General features: G+C 71.0%; 14 protein-coding genes. 5 read left to right on the top strand and 9 right to left on the bottom strand.

Annotation, left to right across the window (positions count from 1 at the left end):
• Positions 1-45: 45 nt before the first annotated feature.
• From IOD16_RS06510 to IOD16_RS06500, 3 genes are read right to left on the bottom strand one after another with little or no spacing between them, the layout of a single operon-like run.
• Entirely contained in the window at positions 46-807 is a 762-nt protein-coding gene (locus IOD16_RS06510) for an SDR family NAD(P)-dependent oxidoreductase (RefSeq protein ID WP_201439289.1), read from the bottom strand.
• Positions 808-2010, bottom strand: a complete 1203-nt coding sequence (locus IOD16_RS06505; protein ID WP_201439288.1) for an acetyl-CoA C-acetyltransferase — start codon at positions 2008-2010, stop codon at positions 808-810.
• 16 nt (positions 2011-2026) lie between these two features.
• On the bottom strand, positions 2027-3172 hold the full coding sequence (locus IOD16_RS06500; protein ID WP_123743179.1) for an acyl-CoA dehydrogenase family protein: 1146 nt from the start codon (positions 3170-3172) through the stop codon (positions 2027-2029).
• Between the two features lie 165 nt (positions 3173-3337).
• On the opposite strand from IOD16_RS06500, the gene IOD16_RS06495 reads away from it, so the two are divergent.
• Entirely contained in the window at positions 3338-3880 is a 543-nt protein-coding gene (locus IOD16_RS06495) for a TetR/AcrR family transcriptional regulator (RefSeq protein ID WP_201441230.1), read from the top strand.
• Between the two features lie 10 nt (positions 3881-3890).
• Here the strand turns inward: IOD16_RS06495 and IOD16_RS06490 are convergent, their stop codons facing one another.
• The 5 genes from IOD16_RS06490 to IOD16_RS06470 all read right to left on the bottom strand — a co-directional run bounded on the left by IOD16_RS06490 (position 3891) and on the right by IOD16_RS06470 (position 13983).
• Positions 3891-8750: an ATP-binding protein gene (locus IOD16_RS06490; protein WP_201439287.1), complete on the bottom strand. Its 4860-nt coding sequence runs from the start codon at positions 8748-8750 to the stop codon at positions 3891-3893.
• Entirely contained in the window at positions 8740-11817 is a 3078-nt protein-coding gene (locus IOD16_RS06485) for a hypothetical protein (RefSeq protein ID WP_201439286.1), read from the bottom strand. Before IOD16_RS06485 ends, IOD16_RS06490 begins: the two co-directional genes overlap by 11 nt.
• Positions 11804-12607, bottom strand: coding sequence for an alpha/beta fold hydrolase (locus IOD16_RS06480; protein ID WP_201439285.1), 804 nt, complete (start codon positions 12605-12607; stop codon positions 11804-11806). Before IOD16_RS06480 ends, IOD16_RS06485 begins: the two co-directional genes overlap by 14 nt.
• Before the next feature lie 153 nt (positions 12608-12760).
• A complete protein-coding gene (locus IOD16_RS06475; RefSeq protein ID WP_123743180.1) occupies positions 12761-13033 on the bottom strand; it encodes a GlsB/YeaQ/YmgE family stress response membrane protein in 273 nt (90 codons plus the stop codon).
• Positions 13034-13185: 152 nt separating this feature from the next.
• Positions 13186-13983, bottom strand: a complete 798-nt coding sequence (locus IOD16_RS06470) for a sporulation protein (protein WP_201439284.1) — start codon at positions 13981-13983, stop codon at positions 13186-13188.
• Between the two features lie 157 nt (positions 13984-14140).
• Between IOD16_RS06470 and IOD16_RS06465 the strand changes: the two genes are divergently transcribed.
• The 3 genes from IOD16_RS06465 (at position 14141) to secA2 (ending at position 20934) form a co-directional block, all read left to right on the top strand.
• A complete protein-coding gene (locus IOD16_RS06465; protein WP_201439283.1) occupies positions 14141-17122 on the top strand; it encodes an acetyl-CoA carboxylase family protein in 2982 nt (993 codons plus the stop codon).
• Positions 17123-17135: 13 nt separating this feature from the next.
• Complete coding sequence (locus IOD16_RS06460) at positions 17136-18422, top strand: MFS transporter (RefSeq protein ID WP_201439282.1); 1287 nt, start codon at positions 17136-17138, stop codon at positions 18420-18422.
• Positions 18423-18615: 193 nt separating this feature from the next.
• Positions 18616-20934 carry an accessory Sec system translocase SecA2 gene (secA2, locus tag IOD16_RS06455; protein ID WP_201439281.1) on the top strand — a complete coding sequence of 773 codons (2319 nt, stop codon included), beginning with the start codon at positions 18616-18618 and terminating at the stop codon, positions 20932-20934.
• 45 nt (positions 20935-20979) lie between these two features.
• Here secA2 and IOD16_RS06450 read toward each other — a convergent pair whose 3' ends face one another.
• Complete coding sequence (locus IOD16_RS06450) at positions 20980-21246, bottom strand: hypothetical protein (protein WP_201439280.1); 267 nt, start codon at positions 21244-21246, stop codon at positions 20980-20982.
• 395 nt (positions 21247-21641) lie between these two features.
• Between IOD16_RS06450 and IOD16_RS06445 the strand changes: the two genes are divergently transcribed.
• Positions 21642-22949, top strand: coding sequence for a tannase/feruloyl esterase family alpha/beta hydrolase (locus tag IOD16_RS06445; protein ID WP_425471181.1), 1308 nt, complete (start codon positions 21642-21644; stop codon positions 22947-22949).
• Positions 22950-22961 lie beyond the last annotated feature (12 nt).

Here is a 22961-nt window from a genome sequence, read left to right as displayed (position 1 = left end):
CAGGCTAGATCGCCGTGCCGCCGCGGTGGGTCACAAGTCGGGAATTCAGCCGCCGAGCGTGACGCCGCCGTCCACCACGAACGTCGCGCCCGTGGTGTAGCCGCCGGCCGCCGACGCTAGGAACACGACGGCCGCGGCCAGTTCCTCCGGGTCGCCGACCCGGCCCAGCGGCAGGCGCGAGATGTGCCCTTCGAGGTAGCCCTCGGGGTACTGGTCGGTCATCTCGGAGGCGAAGTAGCCGGGCGCGAGCGCGTTGACCCGGATGCCCTTGCGGCCGGTCCACTGCTGCGCCAGGTCGCGGGTCAGGCCGAGCAGCCCCGCCTTGGACGCCGAGTACGCGGCCTGCGGCAGCCCGCCGGAGACCAGGCCCAGCACGCTGGAGACGTTGACGATCGAACCGCCGTCCGCCATCACGGCCGCCGCCGCCTGCGCCATCCAGTACGCGCCGTTGAGGTTGACGTCCATGACGCCGAGGAACTGCTCGGGCGTCTCCCGGGACGCGGGCACCGCCGACGCGACACCGGCGTTGTTCACCAGCACGCGCACCGGGCCGAACTCCGCCGCGGCACGGGCGACCTCGCGGCAGTCGTCCGGCTGCGCCACGTCCGCCTGCACGACCAGCGCGCGCCGCCCGGTGTCCTCCACGAGCTTCGCGGTGTCCTCGAGCCGGTCCACCCGCCGGGCGGCGAGCACGACGTCCGCGCCCGCCTCGGCCAGGCCCTTGGCGAACGCCACGCCCAGGCCGGAGGACGCGCCGGTGACGATCGCGACCTGCCCGTCCAGCCGGAACTTGTCCAGGATTCCCATTCAGCTCAACCTCTCCAGGATGATCGCCATGCCCTGACCGCCGCCGACGCACATCGTCTCCAGCCCGAACCGGGCGTCGCGGGCGCGCATCCCGTTGATCAGGGTGGTCATGATGCGGGCGCCGGTGGAGCCGAACGGGTGGCCCAGCGCGATGGCGCCGCCGTGCACGTTCAGCTTGTCCATGTCGATGCCGAGCGCGCGCTGACTGGCCAGCACCTGCACCGCGAACGCCTCGTTGATCTCGACCAGGTCGATGTCGTCGATGGTGAGGTTCGCGTGCGCGAGCGCCTGCTTGGTGGCGTCGACCGGGCCGAGGCCCATGACCTCCGGCGAGAGACCGGACACGCCGGTGGACACGATGCGCGCCAACGGGGTCAAGCCGAGCTCCTTGGCCCGCACGTCGCTCATCACGACCACGGCCGCCGCGCCGTCGTTGAGCGGGCAGCAGTTGCCGGGCGTGACGGTCCCCTGTGGACGGAACGACGGGTTGAGCGCCGCCACGGCTTCGTAGGTGACGCCCGTGCGCGGGCCGTCGTCGGTGGAGACCACCGTGCCGTCCGGGAGGGTGACCGGGGTGATCTCGCGGGCGAAGAAGCCGTCCGCGATGGCCTTCTCCGCCAGGTTGTGCGAGCGGACGCCGAACTCGTCCTGGTCGCGGCGGCTGATGCCGAGCGAGGTGGCGACGTTCTCGGCGGTCTGGCCCATCGAGATGTAGTAGTCCGGCAGCTCGCCGTCCTCACGCGGGTCGTGCCACGGCTCGTTGGTCTCGGCGGTGAGCCGGGTGCGTTCACGGGCGGCGTCGAACAGCGGGTTGGCGTGCGGGTCGCCGTGCCGGTAGCGGGAGACGCACTCCACGCCGGCGCTGACGAACGCGTGGCCCTCGCCTGCCTTGATGGCGTGGAAGGCCATCCGCGCGGTCTGCACGGACGACGCGCAGAACCGGTTGACCGTGGTGCCGGGCAGGGAGTCCAGGCCGAGCTGCACGGCGATGCGCCTGGCCACGTTCTGGCCGTGCTCGTCCTGCGGCTCGGCGCACCCCAGGTGCAGGTCGGTGAGCTCGGCGCGGTCCAGCTGCGGGACCTGGTCCAGCGCGGCGGCGACGATCTGCGCGGCCAGGTCGTCCGGGCGCAGGTCGACCAGCGACCCCTTGCGCGCCCGACCGATCGGCGAGCGCGAGGTGGCGACGATGACAGCCTCGGGCATGGCGGTGCTCCTGTGTCTAGAGGCCGAGGTCGCGGCCGATGAGTTCCTTCATGATCTCGTTGGAGCCGGCCCAGATCCGGGTCACCCGGGCGTCCATCCAGGCGCGGGCCACGCGGTACTCGGTCATGTAGCCGTAGCCGCCGTGCAGCTGCACGCACGCGTCGATGACGTCGTTCTGCACGTCCGCGCTCCACCACTTGGCCTTCGCCGCGTCCACGGCGGTCAGCTCGCGGCGGGTGTGCGCGTCGGTGCACTGGTCCAGGAACGCCTGCGTCACGTCGATCTTGGTGACGAGCTCGGCGAGGGTGAACTTGTTGTGCTGGAACGAGCCGATGGCCTGGCCGAACGCCTTGCGCTCCTTGGTGTAGGCGATCGTCTCCAGCAGGATCTGCTTGGCGTGCGCGAGGTTGGAGATCGCGCCGCCGAGGCGTTCCTGCGGCAGGCGCTCCATCATGTAGATGAAGCCCTGGTCGACCTCGCCGATCACGTTCTCGTGCGGCACGCGCACGTCCTCGAAGAACAGCTCCGCGGTGTCGGACTCGGGCTGGCCGACCTTGTCCAGCTTGCGGCCGCGCTCGAAGCCCTTCATGCCGGTCTCGACCGCGAACAGGGTGATGCCCCTGGCCTTCTTCTCCGGGCTGGTGCGCGCGGCGACCACGACCAGGTCGGCCGAGAAGCCGTTGGTGATGAACGTCTTGGAACCGTTGAGGACCCAGTCGCCGCCGGCGCGCACCGCCGTGCTCTTGAGCGCGGCCAGGTCGGAGCCGCCGGAGGGCTCGGTCATGCCGATGCCGGTGGTCAGCTCGCCCGAGCAGAACCGCGGCAGCCAGCGCTGCTTCTGCTCGTCGGTGCACAGGTCGACCAGGTAGGGCGCGACGACGTCGCCGTGGATGCCCAGGCAGGACGACATGCCGGCGCTGACCTTCGACAGCTCCTCGCCGAGCACGGCGTTGAACCGGTAGTCGTTCGCGCCGCTGCCGCCGTGCTCCTCGGGGACCTCCAGGCCGAGCAGGCCCTGCTTGCCCGCTTCCAGCCAGACGTCGCGGTCGATGTGCCGCTGCTCGACGAACCGCTCGTAGTTCGGGGTGAGGGTGCGGTCGCAGAACGCGCGCGCCGTCTCGCGGAACGCTTCGTGGTCGGGTTCGAACAGCGTGCGGCGCACTCTCGCATCCTCCATACTAAGCGGTTGCTTAGGTCTAAGCGTCTGCTTAGCCTGCGGTATCGTTCGGGTTCGTGTCAAGGAGGGCCGGCTGTGACGACGACCAGTGGTGAGTTCGCGCTCCTGGATGAGACGTGGTCCTCGGTGACGCCGCCGGCGGCCAGGCGGATGCTGATCGCCGCCGCCGCCGCGTTCTCGGTGCGCGGGTACCACGCGACGACGACCCGTGACATCGCGGCGCAGGCCGGCATGTCACCGGCCGCGGTGTACATCCACTACCGGTCCAAAGAGGAGCTGCTGTTCCAGATCTCGCGGATCGGGCACGCCACGTCGTTGTCGCTGCTGACGGGCGTGACGGAGGCGGACCCGGTGGCGCGGCTGGCGGAGGCGGTGCGGGCGTTCGCGTCGTGGCACGCCGAGTACCACACGACGGCGCGGGTCGTGCAGTACGAGCTGAGCGCGTTGACGCCGGAGCACCTGGCCGAGGTGGTGGAGCTGCGGCGGCGGATCGAGACCGCCGTGCGCGACATGGTCTCCGACGGCGTCGACGCGGGCGTGTTCGACGTCCCCGACGTGCGGGGCGCGACCCTGGCGGTCCTCTCGCTGTGCATCGACGTGGCCCGCTGGTACCAACCGACGGGCCGCCGCACCCCGGCCGAGATCGGCGACCTCTACGCCGACCTGGTCCTCCGCATGGTCGGCACCCCTTAACGCCCGGCAATCAGCCCAGGTCGTCGAGGTCCCGGCCCGCGAACCACTCCTCCACCCCCTCCGCGCGGTCGTCGAACGACGTGGTCATCGTCTGCATCCGCTCGGTGGCCGCGGTGCCGTGCCTGCGGAGCAGAGTGGCGACCTGCGGGTCCCGACCACCGATCCACTGCAGCTCGTCGAGTTGACCAATCGTCATCCGGGCCAGCGACGACCAGGCGCCCGCGTCGGTGACGAATTCCCGCGTGCGGTTGGCCGCCGATGCCGCCACCAACGTGTAGAAGGCCTCGTTCGGAGTCGTCGGCACCTTGCCCACGAGCCGATCGAGCGACTGCTTCAACTGCATCCTCGTCCAGGGCTGGACGGGCAGGCAGCTCAGGCCCCACGAGACTTCCGCCGCGAACACGCGGTTGGTCGGCAACGGCGGCTCGACCAAGGGAATCTCGGCGGTGGCTCCCACCCGCCGCACCGCCGCGGCGGCCCAGCCGATCTGCACCCAGTGCTGCACCTCGTCGCGGACCGGGAAGCTCTCGACCGCCGTTCCGATCGCCCGGGCCAGGCACTCGGCGACGTCAGCGTGCCCGTACCCGTGCCGCTGCAACCACAGCAGCAGCCGGGGCGCCGCCTCCAGGTCGAGCCGGCGCACGAGGTGGTCCGGGTCCGCGTCCTCGATGACCGCGACGATCGGGTCGACCAAGTGCTCCGCGTCGCAGGCCAGCAGCATCGTCAGCAAGCCCGGCAGTGCCTTGAGGTCAGCCGACAACATGTGCCGCAGCCGGGTGGCGATCCGCTCGGTGTCGACGCGCTCGGCCGCCCGCCGCGCCCAGTCCTCGTCCCAGAGGCGCAGCATCCGCAGGACCTCCGTCACGAACCGCGGTCCGCGCAGTGAGGGCATCGTGCCGAGCCGGATGTCGAACGCCTTCTCCATCCAGGAGGTGTGGCGGGTGCCGTACCTCAGCCCCACCGCGTGCAGGTGCCGGGCAACGGTCCACTGCTGGGTCGGGTTCTGGAGGTGCTGGACCTCGTTGGCGAACCACTTCCACGTCTGCTGGTCCTTGAGCGCGGAGGCCAGCAGCCTCTGCCCCACCCCCTCGGCGACTCGCTCCGATGCTTCCATCAGGTTGGCCGCTCCGAGGTGGTCGAAGTTCATCCCGTACCGCACACGGTCCGCGAGCACGTTCCGCTCTCGGCCTGCGGCGTCGCGCCCGATAGTGGTCGAGAGCCGGTCTACTTCCCCGGCCGTGTACAACGGGTCCAGCCGCGTCATCAACCGGATCGACTCGGCGAGTTCGCTGGGCGACATGAAGGCGTTCAACTGCGCGAGGAACCTGCTCTTGCCCTTGAGCTTGCGGGCGGCTTCGAAGACGGCGCTCGAAGCCTCGTCCGCGCCGGCGAGGCGCAGCGTCTTCCCGACCTCCAGCACGTGGTTCAGCGACGCGTTGATCGACCCGCGCAGCACCACCCCGTCCTGGCGGTACTGAGCGAGGTAGGCGCTCGCCGCCTCCGGATGCAGGATCCGTCCGAGGCGGTGGAAGAAGGTCCGGGCGTCAGTGGAGCCCGCTTTGGTCATCCCCTCCAGGATCCGGGCGAGCCGCACCTCGAGCCGCAACCGGTCGATGAAATCGCGGGCCACCTCCGGGTCTTCCGCAATGATCAGTGCCAGCTGCGGTCCCCACGGCCGCAGCGTGGAGCGGATGGAGTTCGCCACCGACTCGACCGCCGCGTCGAGCACGCGATCGGCGAATGTGGTGCGCGCCCGCCACATGCCTTTGATCAGGTGGCTCACCACCGACGGTCGCACGTCGTTCGCGACCTGGGCGAGGAACCACTCCTCGCCGAGCTGCTGCGCCAGTTCGTGCGCGAAACCCGTAGCGGGATTGCCCTTCCAGTCGTCCAGTTGGTAGGCGGCGGCGAGCAGCATTCCCGCGCCCTTGTTGTCCCCGGTGTCGATGATCACAGACGCCAGATCCTTCGCGAGGGACTTGCGCGGCGTGTTCTGACCGGAGGCGTTCGCCGGGGAACTGTCCTGGTAGAGCACCTCGAACGCCAACCGGGCGTGGCGGCTGGTCAGCGTCTGCAGCAACAGGGCCGACTCCACCGCCAGGGCGTTCTTCCCGATGAGGGTGCGCAGTCGTGCGTTGAGGTGTGGCACCGAGTTCAGGAGCCGGACGCAGAACGCCGGGTTGCACGCGTGCAGGTCAGCGATGGCGTAGCGCAGTTCCTGCACGTCGGTGTACCGCAGTGAGCTCGCGATGTCCTGGCTGTGCCGGCGCAGCCACGCGTCCCAGTCCTCGATGTGCTCCAACCCGAGCTTGAGCGTCAGCCACGCCAGGATCAGCGGCAGGCCGCGGCGCGCGGGGACGTGGTGGTCGAGCAGCTTGCGCACGGACGGCTCTTCGACGGTGAGGTCGACCTCGATCTGCGCGTGCCGACCGGCCTGCTTCACCAACCGGTCGACCCGGCGCGCCGTGCTGTAGTCCTGGACGATGTCGGGGTTGAGGCCCTGCAGCACAGCCAGCCCGCGCTCGGCGACCAGTCGGTTGAACCCCGGGTACTGGAAGCGCAGCAGGCTGTCGAGCAGTCGGTGCGCGCCGCGGCCGCGCCGTTCCTCCACGGAAGCGAACAACCGGGTCAGCTCCGGGACGAGGCTCTCCAGGCAGGCGTTCAGGTCCGCCTGCACGTCGGAGCGGACGTGCCACAGCGCGCGCAGCACCAGCTGCATGTCGCCGACGCTGGCCGAGGCGAGCTCCTGGCACCGGTTGACCAGCTTCGACGCCAGCTGCTGCTGCAGGTGGTACGGCAGGATCCCGTCACCGACCACCACCAGCTCGCTGATCGCCTGCACCTCCACCTGCTCCAGCCACAGTTCGAAGTTGTCCTTGAACCTGCTGTCCTCGAGCAGCTTGCGGCACACCGTCTCGTCGGCTTGTCGGCAACACCTCAGGAACGTGACAACCCGGCTGGGCTGTTGCTTCATGACGTGCGCGAGTTCCAGGGTCACCAAGCGGACGACCTCGTGGCTCATCGCATCGTCGTCCCGCCGGTCGCCGCCGGGCCGATCGGCACCCGCGTGCCGGCCACCGCCGTCGTGCCGGTTCCTGCCGTGGGAGAGGATGTCCCGGCACAGGTCCGGGCTGGCCAGCCGCCACCCGTTGTGCCGCGTCGACGACACCCCGCCCGCAGCGCTCAGCACGTCTTCGTCGAGCGGCCACAGGTCTTCTAGCAGAACCTCGTTGTTCAGCAGCGATACGGCGGCGAGCTTCCGCAAGGCGTCGTGCCCGTTCTCGCCGAGCCCGCGGATCGTCGCGTCAAGGTCGTCGCCCGCCGGGCGGCCGGGACCGGCCTGCGCCGCGGTCCGCATGGCGTTGGTGAGCCGCCGCAGGTCCCGGTGGTACTTCCGGACCAGGTCGGCCAGGTGCGGTCGGGCACCGCCGAGAAGTTCCTCGTTGGCGGCGGTCAGCGTCTTCGCGAAGCTGAGCGTGTGAGACTGCCCCACGACCGCGTGGGTCACCGAGGTCTCGTCGGTCCGCCAGCTCGCCGCGCGGATCTCGTACTGCAACGCCGCCAGCACCCCGATCCCCAGCCGCGTGCTCACGTCGCGCAGCAGGGTGTCCACGTCGGCGTCCTGTGCTTGGCCCACCGGGATGATGTTCTCCAGCACGAGCATGTGGTGCTGGGCGTCACCGCCCAGCAGCGCCGTGCGCGCTACCTGCACGATGAGGTCTTCGTCCGGCAGCCGACCGTTGTTCGGCGACACCGCGACGACCTTCCACCCCTGCTCGCGCAACGACTTCGCCACCATCCGGATGATCGTGGACTTCCCGGTGCTGGTGGGCCCACCGATCATGACGGTGGCGGTCGGCCTGGCCGCGAACATCCGCTCCAGGTAGCCGACTTGTTCGATCCTCGTGTCCGGGACCGCCTGGTTCGGGTCCTCTTCGAGGTCGACGGTGGTGAAGCGCAGTCGTTCGAGCACCATCGACCGGCGGCCGGCGGCCCAGTCCGCCCACTTCCGACCCCACAGCACACCGGCCGCCGCCTCCAGGCTCCGGTCGCCGGTCTCGAACACCACGGGCTCCTCCTGCCCGACGTGCCACAGCTGCCAACCAGTCGCCGTCGGCACGACCAACCCGAGGCCCAAGTCCGACGCCGCCTCGCGACGCCGCTTGACCTCCGCCTCCGGCAGCGGCGCGAACGCGCCGTCGACCAGCGCGCCCGCAGCGACCAGCTCGACACGGGACCCACTCCACGGCACGAAGTGCGCCAGCGCGCCCAGTGCGACGGGCAGCGCGAGCTCGTCGTCGTCGAGGTCCGCGTCGAGGTGGTCTCCCGTGAGCGCCAGCTCGACGCCGACCGCGCCGCTGCGCCCCAGCAGATCCAGCAGGTCCTCCACCTCGGCGCGCGCTGCCTCGACCGCGGCGACCGTCCTCGGCCCGAACCCCTGGGTCTCCGCATGCGCCACGTCGGTGACCGCCAAGTCGACGCCCAGCGACACCAAGTGGCCCGAACCACGCTCGGTGACACCCACCGGCAGGCACGTCCCGGTGACCGAGGAGTCGGCGCGCCACTCCGCGAAGATCAGCTCGATGCGTTCGGCGAGCTCCTCGACCGCCGACAGCGAGGCCCCGTCGACCGGGCTGGCCGGTCTGGTCGCCGCGTCAAGGAGTGCCTCGCTCAACCGTCCGCCGTCCGGCATGTCTGCCAGCCAGTTCGGTGGCACCAGACCGTCGGTGGACTGCTCGGCCGACCACCGCACCAATCGGGAGGTCGCCACCGCCACCAGGTCGTCATCGTCCGCCGCGATCGCCCGGCGCAGCGCTGCCAGTGCCAGCACCAGTGCGTTCCGCTCGGCGCAGCGCTTGTCAGCCTTCATCGGTTCCTCCAAGATCACGGTCGAGGGTCAGCTGGGCCAAGCCGTCGGCCGCGGCCAACAGCACCGTGTCGTCGTCGAGGAAGGCGACCCCGGTGAGTTCGGTGGGCAGCACCAGTTCCAGCACTCGCACTGCCCCGTGCTCGATGTCGTGCACCGCCAGGCTCGGTCGCCTGCCGCCTCCGGCGACGACCAGCCAGCGGTCGCTGACCGCGACCCGAGCCGGGTGGGTGATCCCTAGCCGCGCCACCTGCTCGTGCGTGGTGACCCTGTGCACGGTGAGCGTGCCGCCCGCGCCCACCACCGAGACGGTGTCGCCGCCGGGCGACGTGGACAGGTGGGTGACCGCCTCGTCACCGCGGTAGAGCACACCGGTCACCGTCTGGCGAAAGTGGTCGCGCACGAGCACGTCTCCGCTCCTGGTGCCGACCACCAGCACTGGCCGCTCGGGTGTGGCGACGGTGACGCGGTCCAACTTCAGCGTGGTGGGCGCCCACAACCGCCGTGTCGTCCCGCTTCCGGTGTCGAGGCAGGACAGGCCCGACGCGTGCGTGAAGACGAGCGTGGCCTCGTCGACGAAAGCCATCGACTCGACGGGACGGCCCTCCACCGCGAGCAGTTCCACGGCAGGCCCCATCCCGGCGGCGAGGACGGTGATCCGCCGGTTCCTCCTCGCCACCACAGCCGAGGGGTGCTCACCCGGTGCCACCGCCAGAGCGCTGACCAGGTAGTCGCCTTCGTCGACCACGACTCCCAGAGCGCCGCCGCCCGGCGGTAACGACCACAGGGTGGCGGTGCCGTCGTCGTGACCGGTGACCGCAGTGCGGCGGTGCACGGCGAGGTGGACGATCGCGCCGCGGTCCCGGTCGGACGGCATCGCCCAGTCCACGCGAACGAACGGCCGGCCCACCTCCACCCCGTCGATCTCCAGCTCGCGCCAGCCGACCAGGAGGGCGAGCAGCAGGCGCCTCTCCTCGGTCGCCATGCCGGCGGCGTGCACCGAGTGCCACGCCTCCAGCAGCGCTTTGATGTCCTTGCCCTGGTTGCCTACCTGACCTGCGATCGGCACCGGGCGCACGTTGACCAGCAGTTCCTGGTCCGCCAGCAGGGACTCCAAGAGGTCCGCCTTGAGCGAGGACCACAGCACCAGCAGGCGCAGCAGCTCCGGGTGCGCGGACGGCCACCGGTACCGGCCCGCCTCCTTCGGCACGACGGCCAAGAGCAGGTCCGTCACCCCCTGGACCGGCCAGTCCAGCCTGGGTGGCGGGACGCGCAGGCGCCACCACGGCTCGTCTTCGACGACCTTCCGCTCGAGCAGCGACCCGGCGGCGTCGGCTACCGCCCCGATCTCCGCCGCGGTGTGCCGGTGCACCCCGGACGCGGCAGCCAGGTCGATCCACAACGACTCGGGCAACCACGCGCCGCCGTCCAGCCGCAGCGGTGCGAACAGGTTCGCGGTTTCCGGGACCACGTCACCCACCGCTTGGCGGAACAACCCGAAGACCAACTCGCCGACGCGCTTCTGCCAGTCCGCGCCGGTCTCGGTCAGCCACCGCTTGTGGGTGTGCGCGCCGGTCAGGTCGTTCGCGATCAGCGCGGCTATGCCGAAGTTCGAGGCGCACATCGGCGCGACCCAATGAGTCACGCTCCGGACCAGGTCCTCCCGCCCGGCGAGCGGTGCGTCCTCCGTCCTAGTGGCCCTGAGCACCAGGTAGTCCGTCAGCTCCCGGACACCGGCCGGGTGCGCCGAGTCAAGGTCCACCACACGGGCTCCACCGATGTCCAACGGCGTACGGGCACTCATGACGAGGCGTACGCCGGTCGTGGCCAGCGGCACGATGAGCGTCTCGGCCAACTCGTCGGGCCGCTCGCACCGGTCGACGTCGTCCAGCACGATGCCGACCACGCCGCGTTGCTCGGCGATCGCCGCCACGAGCTCCGCAGGCGTGCCCGCTCGGACACCGAGTTGGTCGGCAAGGCGGGTAGCGATGTCGTCGACCGACCACGACTGCCGGATCCGCATCGCGGCGCGCACGGCGCCGGGCGCGGGCAGGTGGCCGCGACGGGCGATGGGCGGCATCTCGCTACCCGGCATTCCCGCCAGCACGAGCCGGCCCAGCAGCGCCGACTTGCCGGAGCCCATCCCACCGACAACCAGCTGGGGCACCGGGCGCACCTCGGCGGGGTCGAGCGCCGCGACGAGGTCCACCAGGACGTCACCGCGCCCGGTGAAGTACCACCCGGCGCGGTCCGCGGCGGGCACACCGCGCGCCACCGCGCTCCACTCCTGCCACTCGCCCGGTAACCAGTCCGGTGGGTGTTTCGTCATGTGAGCCGGGTTGGGCAACACCTTTCCCTCGCTCGCCCTCGTCGTGCGCAGCGGGGCGGCCCGCTGGGCCGGCGGCAGGAACCCGTTGATGCGCTCGCACAGCTCCAGGACCGGGAGGTTCTCCCTGTCGCGCGGCCCGCCCGACAACGCGGCGCGGAACGCGCGCACGAACGTCATCTCCTCGGCCATCTGGTTTCTGTACGACGACGAGAGGATCCACAGGCTCAGGTCTTCCGCGAGACTCGCCCACTGGTTCAAGAGCGCGTCCATGGTGCCCGTGGACCCGGCTTCGGACATGCACGAGTCGAGCACGAGCATGACCTCGGCGACGACACCCGGGCGGCGGATGAGCGGCAGGATGAGCTCGACCGGTTCCAGCAGACCGTTGCGTCTCTTCGGGTCGAACTCCCGACCGGTGAGGTACCACTGGTTCCTCGAGTTCTCGGGCCAGTAGCCGTGGCCGGAGACGTAGACGAACACCAGTGGCGGCTCCACGCGCTCGCCGCCGGCCTGCTCTTGTTCCGCCGCACGCGCGTCGACCCAGTCGTGCAGGACGTCTTTGAGCTCGAACGGATCGATCTCCGCCCGGTCCGCCAGCTGCGGTGCGCCGTCCTGGAAACCGAGGGACGACAGCAAGACTCGCATGTCCCTGAGCTCCTCGGGCACCAGCGGGAGGTCGTGGGTGCTGTCCTGGTAAGTGCCGACGCCCGCCAGGAAGAAGATCCGCTCAGGCGATGGCATCCGCGATCGCCTCGCTGGTGCGCGCGGTGGCGAGGTACCGCACCGCGAGGTGGGCTTTGATCCGCGAGTTGCGGACCTCTTCGTCGGCGATCTCCGCTCCGTAGAACGGCTTGAGTTCCTTGACCACTGCCACGGCGTCCTCCGTGGCCGCGACGTTGACCCACCGCCGGACACCGGGTGGCCAGTTCTCCGCGGCGTCCGCCGCGATGCCGAGCCGTTCGCGGACGACGCGCAGCCCCAGGGGCGACCCCACCGTGATCAGGGTGTCGACCCGCAACCCCGGCTCGTCCCGCAGGATCTCGTAGGCCACGACGCTGCCCAGGGAGTGCGCCACCACCACCGACGGGCCCGTCTTCAGCGCGCTGAGCACCTCAGCTTGGACGCCCGCGCGCAACTCGACGTCGGCGAAGTACCGACCGACTTGCTTGACGAACTTGAGGATCGCGTAGTGGCCGAGACCGGCGAAGAAGTCCGTCGACTCCAACGCCCGCAACGCCCACTGCACCCCGCCCGGCAAGTAGGTCTTGCCGCCGGTCGGCGGCTCACCCGCCAGCTCACGGAGGAAGGACTCCTCGAACCCGTCGAGGTCGGCTCGGGGCTCGGCGCCCTTGTGCCGGGTGACCGCGTTGTAGAGGTGACCGTAGAAAGCGGGCTCGAAAACGAACGTGGCGTGTTTCGAGCTGCGTACGTTGTGCAGCCCGGCCGCTATGTGGCCTCGCCAGAGGTCGATCATCTTGTCGCGGCTCTCGAACTGCCACCCCACGCCGTGCACGCCGACCACATCTGCCACGACCGACTCCGATCAGGTGTCACCACATGTATGGACACCTTCGGAGGTCGACCACACTCCGTTACCTACGCCACTCGAATGGGCTAAGGGCGTGCCTGACATGACGAACAGGGCCCGCCGAAACCCCGGCGGGCCCTGTTCGAGGTACTTGGTCTAACGGACGGATTTCTTGCCGTAGAACCCGGCGACGAGGCTGACGCCGATGGCGGCGAGGATCACCTGCACGATGACCTCGATCCAGTCGATCCCGGGCGTGTCCTCCACGCCCAGCGCCCGGGCGATGAACGTGCCCAGGAACGCCGCCACGATGCCGACGATGATCGTCAGCCAGATGGGGATGGCCTGCTTGCCCGGCGCGACGAGCTTGCCCAGCAAACCGATGATGAGACCCACGATCAGAGCGCTGATCACACCGCCGATGCCCACGATGCCTCCTGCGGGTTAGTCGCCTTCGAAGAAGTCCCCGACCTCGCCGAGGGCCTCACCGCCCATCATCCCCACCGGGCACGCCGGCCGCAGCGCCAGCGGCGAACGGACCAACGCGCCCACGTGCCGCGACGGCGTCCGCGAGGGCCGCGCTAGTGGCCGAAACCGTGGGAAGATCGCCTGCCGGAGACCTGGTCCATCCACTGGTGCAGCAACGCCGCCCAGTCCGTGCGGATCACCTCATCGTGGGACATGGCGAAGTGCCCGAACGAGTCACCGCCGGCCCGGAACAGACCACCGCGGCGGTCCGCCTCCAGCACCACGAACAGCCGGTGCGGGTCGGCCACGAAGGTCAGCTCCAGCTGGCTGATCTTGGCCAGGAACTGCCCCGGCGGCAGGAACTCGATCTCCTGGTAGAACGGCAGCTGCTGCGGCACGCCGTGGATGCGCCCCGACTCGTTGTCCGCGCGCTGGAAGCGGAACCCGAGCGCGCCGAACGCGTTCAGCACGTGCTCCTGTGACCGGATCGGGTGAATGGCCACCGGGTCGAGGTCGCCGGGGTCGAGGGCGCCGCGCACCTCCAGCTCCGTGCGCAGGCCCATCGTCATGCCGTGCAGGTGCTGCCCGTGCACGACGGTCAGCGGCGTCTCCAGCGGCACCGGGAACTGGAACGGCAGGGCCAGGTTCTGCCCGGGCGCGACGGCGATCCGCTGACCGACCACGACCCGCGCGAACTCGACGTCGCGGTTGTGCTCGTTGTCGCCGCTCTCCACCTCGACCCGGGTCACGAGCGAGAGCTTCACCTGGTCGATGTCGGCCGGGTGGTCACCGCCCGCGATCCGCACCTCGCCGGTCAGCAGCTCGCCCGGCCGGGCGTTCGGGTTGGCCAGCACCGTGTCCACCGAGGGACCGCCGACTCCGAACGCGCGCAACATCCTCTTGAAAACCACGGTGGGTGCCTCCTGGCCTGCTGTGGGTCACGCCCTTGAGCTCGCGTTGCTCCAAGGACGCCTTGAGAGATGCATCGGTTCCCTCTGGACGAACGCTAAGCGCGGGTGCCACTATGCGACCGCGGTCACATACTAAGCGGTCGCTCAGGAGGTTGAAGTGCCCACGCTGCTCGTCGCCAACCGGGGAGAGATCGCCGTCCGGGTGCTGCGCGCCGCCGCCGACCTCGGCTGGCGGACCGTCGCCCTGGTCACCGACTCCGACGACGCGCACGGCCGGTTCGCCGACCGCGCCGTCCGCTTGCAAGGCTCCTACCTGGACGTGGACGCCGTGCTCGCCGCCGCCGACGGGTGCGACCTGGTGCACCCCGGCTACGGGTTCCTGGCCGAGAACGCCCGCTTCGCCCGCCGCTGCGCCGAGGCCGGGCTGACGTTCGTCGGACCGCCGCCGGAAGTGCTGGAGCTGCTCGGCGACAAGAGCCGGGCCCGCGCCCTGGCCGCCGAGGTGGGCGTGCCGGTGCTCGCGGGCGCCGAGGACGGGTTCGAGGACTTCTTCCGCGCGCACGGCGCGGTGGTCGTGAAGGCCGTGGCCGGTGGCGGCGGCAAGGGCGTGCGGGTGGTGCGCCGCCTGGCCGACCTCGCCGCCGCCGTCGAGCGGTGCCGGGCCGAGGCGCTGGCCGCGTTCGGCGACGGCGCCGTGTTCGTGGAGGAGCTGCTCGAACCGGCCCGGCACGTCGAGGTGCAGCTGGTCGGCACCACGGTGCTCGGCGACCGGGACTGCTCGTTGCAGGTCAGGCACCAGAAGCTGGTCGAGGTCGCCCCCGCGCCCGACCTGTCCCCCGACCTGCGCTCCGCGCTGCACGACGCGGCGGCGACGATCGCGCGCGCCGTCCGGTACACCGGGCTGGGCACGGTGGAGTTCCTGGTCGCGCCGGACGGCCGGTTCGCGTTCCTGGAGGCCAACCCGAGGCTCCAGGTCGAGCACACCGTCACCGAGCAGGTCACCGGGCTGGACCTGGTGCGGGCGCAGCTGCTGCTGGCGGCCGAGGTCGAGCCGGACCTGGCGCACACGCCACGTGGCAGCGCGCTGCAACTGCGCGTGAGCCTGACGTCCACGGGACGGCTGTCGGCGTTCGTCCCGCCAACGGGACCGGGTGTGCGGGTCGACACGCACGCCTCCGTCGGCTACCGGGCGGGCCTGGGCTTCGACCCGCTGCTGGCGAAGGTCGTGGTGCACGCCGACGACCTGGAGACCGCGCTGCGCCGCGCCCGCCGTGCGCTGGACGAGTTCACCGTGGACGGCGCGCGGACGAACATCGGTTTCCTGCGCGGGCTCCTGGACCACCCGGACGTCCTCAAAGCACACACGGGCCTCGTCGACTCGCTGCCCCGTGAGGACACCGGAGCGCGCGCTCCCGTGCAGGGAACGGTCGTCGCGATCGAGTCCGGCTCGGTCGTCGTGGAAGCGATGAAGATGCAGCACGTCGTGCCGATCGGTGACGCGCGCGTGCTGGTCGAGGTCGGCGACACGGTCGCGGAAGGCGCGTTGCTCGCCGAGGGCGTGGACCTGGCCGTCGAGGAGAAGGCCGTCGAGGTCGACCTGGACGACGTGCGGCCCGACCTCGCCGAGACGATGGCGCGGCACGACTTCACGCGGCCCGAGGCGGAGGCGAAGCGGCACGCGGCCAACCGCCGCACGGTCCGGGAGAACATCGCCGACCTGTGCGAGGAGTTCGTCGAGTACGGCGGGCTGGCCATCGCCGCGCAACGCCGCCGCCGGTCGTTGGACGAGCTGGTCGAGCGCACGCCCGCGGACGGGCTGGTCGCGGGCGTCGGGCGGGTGAACGGCGGCCAGGTCGTCGCGCTCTCCTACGACTACACGGTCATGGCGGGCACGCAGGGCCTGCGCAACCACGCCAAGAAGGACCGGATGTTCGAGCTGGCCGAGCAGCGGCGGCTGCCCGTGGTGCTGTTCGCCGAGGGCGGCGGCGGGCGGCCCGGCGACACCGACCACGGCGGGGTCAGCGGGTTGGACTGCATGGCGTTCCACCTGTTCGCGAAGCTGTCCGGGCTGGTGCCGCTGGTCGGCATCGCGTCCGGCCGCTGCTTCGCCGGCAACGCGGTGCTGCTCGGCACGTGCGACGTGGTCATCGCGACCCGGGACGCGACCATCGGCATGGGCGGCCCGGCGATGATCGAGGGCGGCGGGCTCGGCGTGTTCCGGCCCGAAGAGGTCGGGCCGGTCGACGTGCAGGTGCCCAACGGCGTCATCGACGTGCTCGTGGCCGACGAGGCCGAGGCCGTCGCCGTGGCCAAGAAGTACCTGTCGTACTTCCAGGGCCACGCCGAGGGGACGCGCACCGACACCTGGGAGTGCGGCGACCAGCGGCTGCTGCGCCACCTCGTGCCCGAGAACCGGGTCCGCGCCTACGACGTGCGGGCCGTGGTGGAAACCCTCGCCGACACCGGCTCGGTGCTGGAGCTGCGGCCGGAGTTCGGCCGGGGCATCGTCACCGCCCTCGTCCGGGTCGAGGGCAGGCCGTTGGGGCTGATCGCGAACGACCCCGGCCACCTCGGCGGCGCGATCGACGCCGACGCCGCCGACAAGGCCGCCCGGTTCCTGCACTTGTGCGACGCGTTCGACCTGCCGGTGGTGTCGCTGTGCGACACGCCGGGGTTCATGGTCGGGCCGGACGCCGAGCGCACCGCGACCGTGCGGCACCTGACCCGGATGCTCGTGGCCGGCGCGAACCTCGACGTGCCGTTCGGGTTCATCGCGCTGCGCAAGGCGTACGGGCTGGGCGCGCAGGCGATGGCGGCGGGCAGCTTGAAGGTGCCGCTGTTCGCCGTGTCGTGGCCCAGCGGCGAGTTCGGCCCGATGGGGCTGGAAGGCGCGGTGCGGCTCGGGTACCGGCGCGAGCTGGACGCCATCGACGACCCCGCGCAGCGCAAGGAGATGTTCGAGGCGATGGTCTCGGCCGCCTACGAGCACGGCAAGGCGCTCAACGTGGCGTCCGCGTACGAGATCGACGACGTGATCGACCCGGCCGACACCCGGCGCTGGATCACCACCCTGCTCACCGGTCCCGACCCCGCCCCGGTCCGGACCGGCAAGAAACGCCCGTTCGTGGACACCTGGTGAAAGGGAACAGCACATGGTCACGACCGCTCCTCCCGAGCGGCGCACGTTGCGCAAACTCATGGCGGCCGGGCTCGTCGGCTCGTCGCTCGAGTGGTACGACTTCTTCATCTACGCGACCGCCGCGGCGCTGGTGTTCCCGAAGTTGTTCTTCCCCGAGGCGTCCGCTCTGGTCGGGCTGCTGCTGTCGTTCAGCACGTTCTGGGCGGGGTTCGTCGCCCGACCGGTCGGCGGGCTGGTGTTCGGCCACGTCGGCGACCGGTTCGGCCGCAAGCCCGCGCTGGTGACGTGCCTGGCGCTGATGGCGTCGGCGACGTTCCTGATCGGGTTGCTGCCGACGAGCGCCACGCTGGGCGTGCTGGCGCCGGTGCTGCTCGTGCTGCTCCGGTTCCTCCAGGGCATCGCGGTGGGCGGGCAGTGGGGCGGCGTCGTGCTGCTGCTGACCGAGACGGCAGGGCCGCGGCGGCGCGGGTTCGCCGGCACGTTCGGGCAGGCGGGCGTGCCGCTCGGGGTGATCCTGGGCAACGTGGCGTTCCTCGTCGTGGGCGCGACGGTGCCGGCCGCTTCGTTCGCGACCTGGGGGTGGCGGGTGCCGTTCCTGGCGAGCGCGCTGCTGTTCCCCGTGGTGCTGTTCATCCAGCTGAAGGTGGAGGACAGCCCGGTGTTCCGGGACATCAAGGAACGGCGCGGCGACGGACCCGCGCCCGCGCCGCTGGGCGAGGTGCTGCGGACCCACCGGCGGCCGGTGCTGCTCGGGGCCGGGCTGATGTTCGCGTCGAACGCGGTGTTCTACGTCAGCATCGCGGGCGTGCTCGACTACGCGACCCGCGAACTGGGGCTGGCGCGGAACTCGGTGCTGGTCGTGACGCTGCTGTCGTCGCTGGTCAGCGTGCCGGTCATCCTGCTGGCCGGGCGCTGGTCGGACCGGCACGGCAGGCGTCCGCTGATCATCGTGGGCGCGGCGGCGATGATCGTGTGGGCGTTCCCGTACTTCTGGCTGGTCGACACCGCGTCGTTGGGCCTGATGTTCGTCGCGCTGGCCGTGTCCGGTGTCGGGTCGAGCCTGGTCTACGGCCCGGTCGCGGCCTACCTGGCGGAGCTGTTCGAGCCGCAGGTGCGCTACTCGGGCGCCTCGTTGGCCTACCAGCTGGCATCGATCCTGGTCAGCGGCGGCACGCCGTTCATCATGACGGCTCTGCTGGTGGCCACCGGCACGTCCGCCTCGGTGTCGGCGTTCCTGCTGGTCATGGGCGTGGTGACGCTGGCGTCCGTGCTCGGGCTGCGGGAGACGCACAAGGCATGACCACCCGCCGGGTGAAGGTGCGCGCGGGCCTCCGGTCCCGTGCGCACTTGCCCGCTTACCGGACAGCAGTCACAATTCGGGCGCTCGCACGGCTCCGAGGCCCCGCCGCGGCACGAGATCGACTCGTCCGGCGAGTGAACTGTCAACCGGGTGACGTGCGGAACGTTGTGGACTTGCCGTACGTTGCCGTGCCGTGACCACTCTCCTGGGACGGTTCAAGCAGCGGATGCGGCGGTTCGCGCAGAAGCCCGGCTCCGCCGACCTCACGCCCTACCGGAAGCTGCTCGACGAGGTCAACGAGCAGTCCGAGCGCGTGAAGAAGCTCAGCGACGAGGAACTGACGGCCGCGGCCGCGAAGCTGCGCGACAAGTCGGACTTCGGCCGCCCCGAGCTGGTGGAGGTGTGCGCGCTCGGCCGCGAGGCCGCCGACCGCGCGCTCGGCCTGCGCCCGTTCGACGTGCAGATCCTCGGCGCGCTGGGCCTCCTGGAGGGCCACGTGGTCGAGATGGCCACCGGTGAGGGCAAGACGCTCTCCGGCGCCATCGCCGCGGCCGGCTTCGCGCTGCGCGGCGACCAGGTGCACGTGGTCTCGGTCAACGACTACCTCGCCCAGCGCGACGCCGAGTGGATGGGCCCGCTCTACGAGCTCATGGGCGTGAAGGTCGGCTGGATCAACCAGAGCTCCAAGCCGGAGGAGCGCCGCGCCGCCTACCAGGCCGAGGTCATGTACGCCTCGGTCTCCGAGATCGGGTTCGACGTGCTGCGCGACCGGCTGGCCACCGACGAGGGCAACCTCATCGTGCCGAAGCCGCGTGTCGCCCTCGTCGACGAGGCGGACTCGGTCCTGGTGGACGAGGCGCGCGTGCCGCTGGTGCTGGCCGGCTCCACGGCGGGCCCCGCGGTCGACCCGGCGCTGGCCGACCTGGTCAAGCGGCTGCGCCGCGACCTGCACTTCGAGATCGACGACGAAGAGCGCAACGTCTACCTCACCGGCGCGGGCAGCGAGCTGGTCGAACGGGCGCTCGGCGGCATCGACCTGTACTCCGACGAGCACGTCTCGACCACGCTGAGCAAGGTGAACGTGGCCCTGCACGCGCAGGTCCTGCTGCACCGCGACGTGGACTACATCGTCCGCGACGGCAAGGTGCACCTGATCAACGACACCCGCGGCCGGATCGCGAAGCTCCAGCGCTGGCCCGACGGCCTGCAGGCCGCGGTCGAGGCCAAGGAGAACGTGGCCACCACGGACGCGGGCGAGGTGCTGGACTCGATCACCGTCCAGGCGCTGCTCAGCCGCTACCCCGCGGTGTGCGGCATGACCGGCACCGCGGTGGCCGTGGCGGAGCAGCTGCGCGACTTCTACCAGCTGGAAGTGCTGGTCATCCCGCCGAACGTGGAGACGATCCGGAAGGACGAGGCGCCCCGGCTGTACGCGACGCTGGAGCAGAAGGAAGCGGCCGTCGTCGCCGAGATCAAGGAGGTCCACGAGTCGGGCCGGCCGATCCTGGTCGGCACGCTGGACGTGGCCGAGTCCGAGCGGCTGTCCCGCAAGCTCGCCGAGGCGGGCCTGGAGTGCGTGGTCCTCAACGCCAAGAACGACGCCGAGGAAGCCTCGATCATCGCCGACGCGGGCTCGTTCCAGCGGGTCACCGTGTCGACCCAGATGGCGGGCCGCGGCACGGACATCCGGCTCGGCGGGCACGACTCGACCGACCGGGAGCGCATCGCCGAGCTCGGCGGCCTCTACGTGATCGGCACCGGCCGGCACTCCAGCAGCCGGTTGGACGACCAGCTGCGCGGTCGCGCGGGCCGGCAGGGCGACCCCGGCGGGTCGGTGTTCTTCTCCTCCTTGCAGGACGACCTGGTCACGCAGTACGTGCCCGACCACGACGAGCCGGCCGAGGTGGACGACGACGGCCGCGTCACCGACGCGGGCACGCTGCACACCGTGGAGCACGGGCAGCGCGTCGCCGAGGGCGTGCACCTGGAGATCCACCGCAACACCTGGCGGTACAACAAGCTGATCGAGCACCAGCGCCAGCTGCTGCTGGAGTACCGGGACAAGCTGCTGCGCACCGACCTGGCGTGGAAGGAGCTGGCCGAGCGCAAGCCGGACAAGGCGCACGAGATCAAGGAGCTGGCGGAGGACGTCAAGGTCACCGCGGCCCGCCTGATCGCGCTGCACCACCTCGACCAGCGGTGGAGCGACCACCTGACGTTCCTGACGGACCTGCGCGAGGGCATCCACCTGCGGGCGCTGGCGCGGCAGAACCCGCTGGACGAGTTCCACCGCGAGGCGATCCCGGCCTATCACAAGATCATCCCGGACGCGTGGGACGAGGCGGAGGAGACCTTCGCCAAGGTGCAGATCGACGCCGACGGCGCGCACCTGGCCGAGGCGGGCGTGCAGCGCCCGAACACCACCTGGACCTACCTGGTCAACGACAACCCGTTCTCCTCCGGCCTCGAGGAGACGTTCAAGGGCCTGGTCAAGCTGGTCCGCCGCCGCTGACGGCGCCCGTGCGCGGGCCGGGTCGGGGCCGGCCCGCGCAGGCGCTCAGCGGACCGGCGCGGAGAGCTTCCCGTCCTCGACCGGCGCCGCTTGGCGGGGCAGCTTGGCCGGTCTCGGCATCCGCTGCGCCACCGCCTGCTCGGTCAGCGCGCGGATCTCCGCCAGGATGTCCAGGTGCTGCTGGGACGGCGGCGGACCGACGAGGTTGGAGTGGTCGAACGCGGTGCGTTCGGCACGGTGGGCCAGGTTCTGGATGCGCCGGATCAGGTCCCACTCCTGGTCTGTGCGCGTAGAGCGCCGTTGCTCAGTCACCCCGGAAGCAGACACCTCACGCCGGGTGAACGTAAATCACCTGGCAGTGCGAACTTCGCTGGGTCAACTCAGCTACCCCCGCCTGGACCCCCGAAACGCACCGAACGTGGTACTCAAGCCTCCACCGCCGGGCGAGCAGCCACACCGCGCACGCGGGGACGTCCAGGACAGGGCCGTTCGGACGGTCGTGGGGATCGGTGACGGTCCGGTCATGCGCCGATCGACGTCACCCGTGACAGTGAATTGCCCGATTACCCCTCATGGTCACGCGATGTCGAGACAACTCCCGGTCCGAGGGTCACTCGCAGGTGTGCCGCCGATGGCTCCGCGCACCACATCCGCCCCGCCGGCCATGGCGTCCGGAGCCATTCCGCGGCCCGGCGAGCCGTTTTACCGTGCCTCGGGTGAACATCGCCGTTCCGCTGATCGCAGCGCTCCTCGCGACGACGGCGCAGGCCGTTCCCGCGTCCGCCGACGGATGCGGTCCCCTGCGCGTTCCCGGTGCCGAGCACCAGGAACTGACCCACCTCGCCGACCTGTCCACCGCCGGTGGCCGCACCGATCCCGCCGATTGGGCCGGGTTGACCCCGGCGGGCCTGCCCGCGCCGACGCCCGTGCCCGGCACGCAGGTGGACGGCTACTTCCCCGACTCCTCCACCGGCAACACCAACCACGGCTGGGCGCACGACTCGCAGTTCGTGATCCGGCTGCCGGCGCGCTGGAACGGCGGGCTCGTCGTGGCGGGCTCGCCCGGCGTGCGCGAGCAGTACGCCAACGACCGCGCCATCAGCGACTTCGTGCTGGCCCGCGGGTACGCGTTCGCGTCGACCGACAAGGGCAACACGGGCGCGACCTTCTACCGCGACGGCTCGCGGCCGGGCGACGCGATCGCCGAGTGGAACCACCGGGTCACCCAGCTGACCCGGGCGGCGAAGGCCGTGGTGGCGCAGCGGTACTGCCGGCCGCCGTCGCGCACCCTGGCCACCGGCCTGTCCAACGGCGGCTACCTGGTGCGGTGGCAGCTGGAGAACCGCCCCGAGCTGTACGACGGCGGGGTGGACTGGGAGGGCACGCTGTGGACCGCGCGGGGGCCGAACCTGCTGACGTTCCTGCCGCCCGCGCTGAAGGGCTACGCCACCGGCGACAAGGCGGCGGTGGTCGCCGCCGGCTTCCCGGCCGAGTCGGAGTTCCTGTGGCAGTTCCACCACCAGTACTACTGGGACCTGACGCAGCGCATCTACCGCGAGGAGCTGGACCCGGCCTGGGACGGTGACGCGGAGGCCGGCACGCCGTTCTGCGCGCCCGGCACGCCGCTGTGCGACGCGGACTACGACTACGCGGCACGGCCCGGGGCGCGGCGGGCCGTCGAGCGGATCGCGCTGACGGGCCGGATCGGCAAGCCGCTGCTCACCCTGCACGGCACGTTGGACGTGCTGCTGCCCATCTCCCGCGACTCCGACGTGTACGCGGACATGGTGCGCCGGGAGGGGCGCGGGGCGCTGTTCCGCTACTACCGCATCGAGGGCGGCACCCACGTGGACTCGCTGTTCGACGCGTTCCCGGATCGGCTGCGGCCGTTGACGCCGTGCCACCGGTCGGCGTTCGTCGCGCTGGAGGGGTGGCTGTCGGGCACGCGACCGCCCGCGTCGGCGACCGTCCCCAGGCCGGCGGCGGTGAGCGCCGCGGAGTGCGCGCTGTCGTGACCGGAGGTGTCC

The organism is Saccharothrix sp. 6-C (assembly GCF_016695385.1).
In the GTDB taxonomy this organism is placed as follows: domain Bacteria; phylum Actinomycetota; class Actinomycetes; order Mycobacteriales; family Pseudonocardiaceae; genus Actinosynnema; species Actinosynnema texasense.
The sequence above is the reverse complement of the archived record's forward strand: the minus strand, read 5'-3'. Positions and strand labels throughout refer to the sequence as shown.